The sequence below is a fragment of the Streptomyces sp. F001 genome (assembly GCF_004187715.1).
GTDB lineage: Bacteria > Actinomycetota > Actinomycetes > Streptomycetales > Streptomycetaceae > Streptomyces > Streptomyces flavusporus.
This window is the reverse complement of sequence record NZ_QZWF01000038.1, coordinates 1-6,051: the sequence shown is the minus strand read 5'-3', so window position 1 is coordinate 6,051 and position 6,051 is coordinate 1. Positions and strand designations below refer to the sequence as shown.

At 69.2% G+C, this 6,051-nt stretch carries 9 protein-coding genes; 5 read left to right on the top strand and 4 right to left on the bottom strand.

The window, feature by feature from the left end; all coding sequences use genetic code 11:
* The coding region (locus tag StrepF001_RS46010) for a WD40 repeat domain-containing protein (protein WP_165396528.1) at positions 1-1,093 on the top strand (1,093 nt) is incomplete at its 5' end.
* 11 nt (positions 1,094-1,104) lie between these two features.
* On the opposite strand, the gene StrepF001_RS40200 is transcribed toward StrepF001_RS46010, so the two are convergent.
* From StrepF001_RS40200 to StrepF001_RS40190, 3 genes are all read right to left on the bottom strand, one after another.
* The gene (locus StrepF001_RS40200) at positions 1,105-1,713 is read right to left on the bottom strand and encodes a TetR/AcrR family transcriptional regulator (RefSeq protein WP_129803029.1); all 609 of its coding nucleotides are present in this window, start codon (positions 1,711-1,713) and stop codon (positions 1,105-1,107) included.
* A gap of 120 nt (positions 1,714-1,833) precedes the next feature.
* Entirely contained in the window at positions 1,834-2,031 is a 198-nt protein-coding gene (locus tag StrepF001_RS40195; RefSeq protein WP_129803028.1) for a DUF397 domain-containing protein, read from the bottom strand.
* Positions 2,028-2,864: a helix-turn-helix transcriptional regulator gene (locus tag StrepF001_RS40190; protein ID WP_129803027.1), complete on the bottom strand. Its 837-nt coding sequence runs from the start codon at positions 2,862-2,864 to the stop codon at positions 2,028-2,030. The genes StrepF001_RS40195 and StrepF001_RS40190 overlap by 4 nt, the downstream gene beginning before the upstream one ends.
* 125 nt (positions 2,865-2,989) lie before the next feature.
* Between StrepF001_RS40190 and StrepF001_RS40185 the strand changes: the two genes are divergently transcribed.
* The 4 genes from StrepF001_RS40185 to StrepF001_RS40170 all read left to right on the top strand — a co-directional run bounded on the left by StrepF001_RS40185 (position 2,990) and on the right by StrepF001_RS40170 (position 5,174).
* Complete coding sequence (locus tag StrepF001_RS40185; protein ID WP_129803026.1) at positions 2,990-3,385, top strand: hypothetical protein; 396 nt, start codon at positions 2,990-2,992, stop codon at positions 3,383-3,385.
* Positions 3,386-3,535: 150 nt separating this feature from the next.
* Positions 3,536-4,345 (top strand): hypothetical protein, encoded by an 810-nt coding sequence (locus tag StrepF001_RS40180; RefSeq protein ID WP_129803025.1) that lies wholly within the window; start codon positions 3,536-3,538, stop codon positions 4,343-4,345.
* Positions 4,346-4,458: 113 nt separating this feature from the next.
* Entirely contained in the window at positions 4,459-4,725 is a 267-nt protein-coding gene (locus tag StrepF001_RS40175; RefSeq protein ID WP_224739904.1) for a hypothetical protein, read from the top strand.
* On the top strand, positions 4,722-5,174 hold the full coding sequence (locus StrepF001_RS40170; protein WP_129803023.1) for a hypothetical protein: 453 nt from the start codon (positions 4,722-4,724) through the stop codon (positions 5,172-5,174). Before StrepF001_RS40175 ends, StrepF001_RS40170 begins: the two co-directional genes overlap by 4 nt.
* 53 nt (positions 5,175-5,227) lie before the next feature.
* On the opposite strand, the gene StrepF001_RS40165 is transcribed toward StrepF001_RS40170, so the two are convergent.
* Positions 5,228-5,878 (bottom strand): hypothetical protein, encoded by a 651-nt coding sequence (locus StrepF001_RS40165; protein WP_129803022.1) that lies wholly within the window; start codon positions 5,876-5,878, stop codon positions 5,228-5,230.
* Positions 5,879-6,051 lie beyond the last annotated feature (173 nt).

The following is a 6,051-nucleotide window of genomic DNA, read 5'->3' as shown; positions in this document are numbered from 1 at the left end:
AGTGTGGGACATCAGTGACCTCCGTGCACCGAGGGTCCACTACACACTGCCGAAGGGCTGGGAGGCGAACTACTTCCTCAACAGCCCCAAGACGCCTGTCCTCCTTGCTCATCACTGGACCAAGGGACTGGAGCACACCTTCCAGTTCTGGGAGTTCGACTCCGAGGGCGGGCCGACAAGGGGCGGCAGCATCCACCTCACCGCCGACGTGCCGCGCGTCGTGGTGAGCCCGGACGGCCGGCTGCTGGCCGCGGGTTCGGCGGAGGAACGCGGCATCGCCCTGTACGACGTCAAGGATCCGGCGAAGCCGGTACGCGTCGCCACGGTCGACGCACCGATCAGCGGGGGCCTCTTCAGCACGGGAGACCTCTGGTTCGCCGGGGACCGCTCACTGGCGACCGTCGAGAACAAACGGCACCTCAGACTGTGGGACCTCTCCGACCCGGCCCGACCCCGCAAGGGAGGACGCATCAAGGACGTGGCGCTGATGAAGGGCGCGATGTATGACGCCGGGTCCCAGCAACTCGTCACGGAGGACCTCGGGGACAACATCCTCGTGTGGGACCTGTCCAGTCCCGCGCACCCGGAGGAGGGCGCCCGGATCCCCGGCGCTCCCGGCGGCTACTTCCCCACCGCCAAGGGGGAGTTGGCGACAGCGCTCAGCGACGGCACCGTCGAGTTCTGGGACGTCACCGACCCCGCCGATCCGAAGAAGAAGCACGACCTACTGCTCGACCGTGCGGTCTCCTCCATCTCCATGACCCCGGACGGCCGCCACGTGGTGACGGGCGACCCGTACCGCATCTGGACCGTCGGCCCGGGCGGCAGGTGGGACACCCCGGAGTTCGTCGAGCTGCCGAACGCGGAGGACGTCCACATACCCCGCTCGGACCTGCCCGAGGGCCCTCGCTGGATGGCGGTCACCATCGAGCGGACCTGGGGCAGCTCCCTGGCCGACCGGAGCACCTACGTCCTGGACTTCGACAGCGACCACCTCTACACGGAGATGTGCAAGTCGTACCCTCTGAGCGTCCCGAAGGACCAGTGGGAACGGCTGTTCCCGCACCTGTCCTACCGCGCGTCCTGCGACTGACGCCGGCGGGCTCAGGGCTCGCAGTCGGTGCACGGGGGCGAGACGCCGAGGCAGAGATGTACGGCCGTACTCAACCGGGCGTCGATCACGGCGCGTTCCCCGGGATCCGAGGAGTCCGGAGGCGGAGTGAGGGCGTAAGGGAGCGCCGTGGTGAGGACGGCCCATGTGGTGCTGTCCCGCTCCGCGGCTGCGGTGAGATGGCCCGTCACATGGTCGTGCAGCCAGGACCATGCCATCGCGTGCCAGTCGGTGACCGGTCGCAGGATCGCGGTGTGCACCAGCTCCGGATCGGTGCGGGCCACGGTCCTGACGACCGGGTGTTCCCGCACCAGACGCGCCGCGCGCACCACCACGCGCGTCTCGAGACACCGGGGCGGCGAGGGGGCGACCAGCTCGCGGGCCAGGTACAGCAGGCGCTTCAGCTCCAGCCGGGTGGCCTCTCGCACCAGCGCCTCACGGCTCGCCCAGTTCCGGTAGAGATAGGGCCGGTTGGCGCCGGCGAGCCGCGCGATGTGCGTCATTCCGGCGCGTCGTGGGCCGTATTGCGCGAGCGCGTCCAGGGTCGCCCGGTGCACTGTGCCCGTCCCGGGAGGCAGCTTGGCGTTGAGGAATCCACTCATGTTGATCAGCGTCGCGCGGCTGGGCGGGGATTCCGGGAAGTCGGCCGCGGATCACCCGGAGTGGGTGTGTTGTCGTGAAAAGATGTGACGGTTCTGGCGGAAGTGACACATCTTTCGGGGCTAGGGGGTGGCGGAGGCGTCCGGGAGCGCGAGAAAGGCCGCCCAGGCTTCACCGGAGACGGTGAGGACGGGGCCGGCGGGGTTCTTGGAGTCGCGGATGTGGATGGAGTCCATGTCGTGGGCGACTTCGACGCAGTTGCCGCCGCCGCCGTCGCTATAGGTGGACTTGAACCACCGAAGGCTTCCGGTGCCGGTCATCGTTCCTCTCCTGCCAGCCGCTCGATGAGACTCAGGGAGTCGTCGGGACTCAGGGCCTGTGCGCGGATCTTCGCATAGCGGTGCGCCAGTTGGGACACCTCTGCCGGATCGGTGATCAGAATGCCCTGGTCCTCGATCTCCATGTAGACGACGTGCTCGTGCTCTGCGGTCTCCACGAGCTTCATGGGACCGCGGTCGCCCGCGTACGTCCCGCGCAGCCCGCGGTCCATTGGCAGCACCTGCACACAGACATTGTCCCTCCGGGCATCCTCTGCGAGCGAGCGCAGTTGCCCGTGCAGGATCTCCCAGCTGCCGAACGGCCTGCGCAGCACGCTCTCTTCGAGGATCAGCTCGATCATCGGCGCAGGGTCCCGATCGAAGAGCCTCCTGCGGGCCAGCCGGGCCTCGACCAGCTCCTCCCGCTTCTGCTCGGAGACCGGCGGGTAGCTGCCGCCGATCAGCGCCCGCGCGTACGGCTCAGTTTGGAAAAGGCCGTCGACGACTAGCGCCTCGTAGGAGCAGAGCGTGATTGCCCCGGCCTCCATGTCCGCGAAGCCCCGGAAGCGCTTCGGGTACTTCTCCAGCAGCATCCACTTGCGCGCCTCCTGAAAGACCCCCATCCCGCCTCCGATCACCTCCTCCAACTTCACCAGCATCTGATCGCTCGCGGGCTGCGCACACGTCTCCATCGCGCTCACCGCCGATGCCGTGTACCCGATCTTCTTGCCCAGCTGCTCCTGTGAGAGCTGCTGTTCCTCACGCAGTGCCTTCGCGAGAGCGGCGACCACGTGAGCCGTACCGCCCGCCTCCGACTTGTTCTCTGCCCGCGCCATTGCGGTCACCCCCGAACTCAACCGAACTCAACCGGTCACAACTGGCCGCCACCCCTGTCCGACTGTGTCCGACCGGCGACTCAGAGTCATGGAAAACCGTAGCCCCAGCCACTGACACTGACCCCATGAATACGCAATGTGACCTGGATTGGATCCCCCGCACCGGCATCCAACTTCGCAAGGCGGGAGTCCAGTTCGACGCGGTGCGCGTGGACGGCGACGAAGGCCGCGCCCTCGCCGACCGCCTCGCCCGCATGACCGGAGGCGACCCCGGGCCCGTGGTAGAGACGGAGTCCGGACACAGAGGGGTCTACTTCCTCGTCCCCGTCGGCAGCGCATCCCACCGCCCATGGCCCCCGGGTGTCACTCGCCTCACCGCCGGTCCGAACCACATCTCGTACATCCCGGTCCCGGCCCTCAACGGCCTGACCTGGCCCCTGTCCTGGCGCTACCGCCCGACGACCTCCGACCGCCTGGTCCACCCGCTGCTCCTGCGGGCTGCCCTTCACTCTCCGGAGTGAATCAAGCGAACTCCCGCCCAGGAAAAGCCAGTTCCAGCTTGCGCTCGTCGCTCTGCGTGCCCATAGAGTCACGCCAGCACAACGCACCAAAGAAACGCCCCCGCGGTGCGCCAACACCCGGGGGCTCGACACCCGGAGCCAACTCTCCAGATGCGTATTCATCGTACGACGCCCACGCGCGCCTTTTCCGTCTTCTCCAACGCTCTTCTCCGCGACCGGAGCATCTCCTGGTGCGCAGTAGGCGTACTGACGTACCTCCTCAGCCTCCCGAACGGCGCCCGCGCCACCATCCGCACGCTCGCCGAACAGCGCAAGGAGGGGCGGGCCCGGATCGCCGCCGCCCTGCATGAGCTGGAGGAATCCCGTTATCTGCGGCGGGTGGTGCGCAAGGACCGGGAGACGGGCCAACTCACCACCGTCTACGAGGTGTTCGACACTCCGTACGAGGACGAGCCACCAACGGGTGATTCCGAGGAAGCCCAGAACCTGGCCTCCGGCGAGTCGGAATCCACCCCGTCGGGCGCTCCCCCTTCGGGGGAAAAGACCGGGGAACAAGAACCTCCCTCCCCGCCGTCGCCCGACTCGCCCACGCCGAGCGAGCGCACCGCGCTCGCCGCGAAGCTGCTCGGCTCCCTCGGCCGTACGGAGCCCCGGCTCACACTCGGCGCCACCGAGGCACTGCGGCTCGCGCCGCTGGTCGAGGAGTGGTGGGACGCGGGGGCCAGCAGCGCGCAGGTGCGGGCGGCGCTGACGGACGGGCTGCCGCGGCGCGTGTTCTCGCCGAGCGCCCTCGTCGAGAACCGTCTGCGCCGCAAGCGGCCCGACGCCTCAACTGCCCCGCCGGTCACGACCGTTCAGGTCGATATCCGCAAGCCCGGCGCCTCCGCCTACCGCGAAGCCGCCCGGCGGGGCGGCGCCCTGGCCCGCGCGCTGCTGCGCGGGCAGCCGGCGCCCGCGTAGGCACCCAGACTCCCGGCTCGCAACCGCGCGCCGGGCCCTTCGAAAGAAACGGAGTGTCGATGACCGTCACACTCGTACGCCCCGAGGTGGTATACCGTCGGTATACTGTCCTCATGCCTGACACCACGATCAAGGTCGACCCCGCCGTCCGAGACCGCCTCCAGGAGCTGGCCCGGGATCGCGGGATGAGCATGCGGGACCTCGTGGCGGAGCTGGCCGGCGCCACGCCCACCAAGGAAGAACTGCGCAAGCGGTACGAGGAGACCAAGGCGTACGTGGAGGAGCACTTCCTCGGCAGGCCGTACACCGAGGAGGACGAGAAGGCCGGCGAGAAGCTGTGGGCCGACCTGGAGGCCGGGCGCATCGGGGAGGTCCAGTGACTGACAAGGACCGATACCCGCTGCCGCGGGCCGTCATCTTCGACGACACCGCCGCCCTCGCGCTCGGCGCGGGGAACGGCATGGCCTCCCGGCTCGTCGTCGAGGCCGAGAAGGACCCGGCCCTGTGCGTCTGCATCCCGGCGCTCAGCCTCGCCGCCGCCGAGCGGGAGCGAGCCGGGGTGGCCGAGCACCTCGGCTCGCTGCCGTCCGTCAACATCGAAGGGCTCGACTTCGCCGCAGCGACCGCCGTGGGCAAGCGCCTGCGGACCGCGGCCGCCGGGGACGACGGCGCGTCCGGCAAGGACGAGCCGGACTGGAGCGGCGCTCACGTGCTGCACCTCGCCCTGCCCACCGTCGAGTGGCCGCACGGCCGTCCCGTCCTGACGAGGACACCCACCCGCTACCGCGGCACGGGCGTTCGCACCATCCGCATCGTCGAGCAGAACTGACGGCGGTCCTGGCGGGGAGGGCACCGGAGTGCCCGCGTCCTCCCCGCAGGGCCTCAGCTGAAGACGATCATCGAACCCTGCGCGAGACTCCGCGTCGCCGCCGCGTGCAGCCCCAGCCAGACGTGGCGTTCCCGGGCGAAGGGGCTGGGGTCGTACGGGGCGGGGACCGCCGGTTCCTCCAACTCCGTTGGAACAAGAGGGGGTTGGGGAGCGGCCGGAGGGTTGGCCGGGTCGATGCCGATCGACGGGGCCACGAACTCCAGCTCCCGCAGCAGTGACTGCGAGGAGCCCAACGGGCCGCCGCCCGCGAGAAGTTCGTCGTCGGAGAGCGGGTGCGGGAAGTCGACGGGGACGTACGCCCCGGCGTGGTCGTAGTGCCAGACGAGATGTGACTGCTGGGCTGTCGTCTCGAACATCTCCAGGAGCTGTTCGTAGTCGCCGCCGAGCTCGTCCACCGGTGTCACCGGCAGCCCGCAGACCTGGAGCAGGTAGGCGCGGCGCAGAAAGTGCAGGGCGTCGTAGTCGAAGCCGGCCACCGGGGCGACCTCCCCGGACAGTCCCGGCATGTACTGGTACACCGGCACCGGCGGCAGCCCGGCCTCGGCGAGCACCTTGTTGTATTGCGCGAGTTCCTCGGCGAACGGGTTGTCGGGGGTGTGGCACAACACGTCGACGAGCGGTACCAGCCACAGGTCACAGGCCAAAAGAGGGCTCCTCGCAAGCGCGTAGCACGAACGACACAGCACGGTGGTCAGGGCAGCGTAATGCGTGGGGGCCGCACGGGTCCCCACCTGTGCAGGTCCCATACCCGCTCAGCTCGCGGTGAGGCTCTCGACCAGGGCGAGGGAGTGAGCGTTGTGGGCGGCGATGATGCGAG

Coding starts and splice junctions, on each gene's coding strand:
- StrepF001_RS40195 (WP_129803028.1), bottom strand. CDS start 2,031: ATGACCGGCACCGGAAGCCTTCGGTGGTTCAAGTCCACCTATAGCGAC.
- StrepF001_RS40200 (WP_129803029.1), bottom strand. CDS start 1,713: ATGAGTGGATTCCTCAACGCCAAGCTGCCTCCCGGGACGGGCACAGTG.
- StrepF001_RS40185 (WP_129803026.1), top strand. CDS start 2,990: ATGAATACGCAATGTGACCTGGATTGGATCCCCCGCACCGGCATCCAA.
- StrepF001_RS40175 (WP_224739904.1), top strand. CDS start 4,459: ATGCCTGACACCACGATCAAGGTCGACCCCGCCGTCCGAGACCGCCTC.
- StrepF001_RS40190 (WP_129803027.1), bottom strand. CDS start 2,864: ATGGCGCGGGCAGAGAACAAGTCGGAGGCGGGCGGTACGGCTCACGTG.
- StrepF001_RS40180 (WP_129803025.1), top strand. CDS start 3,536: ATGCGTATTCATCGTACGACGCCCACGCGCGCCTTTTCCGTCTTCTCC.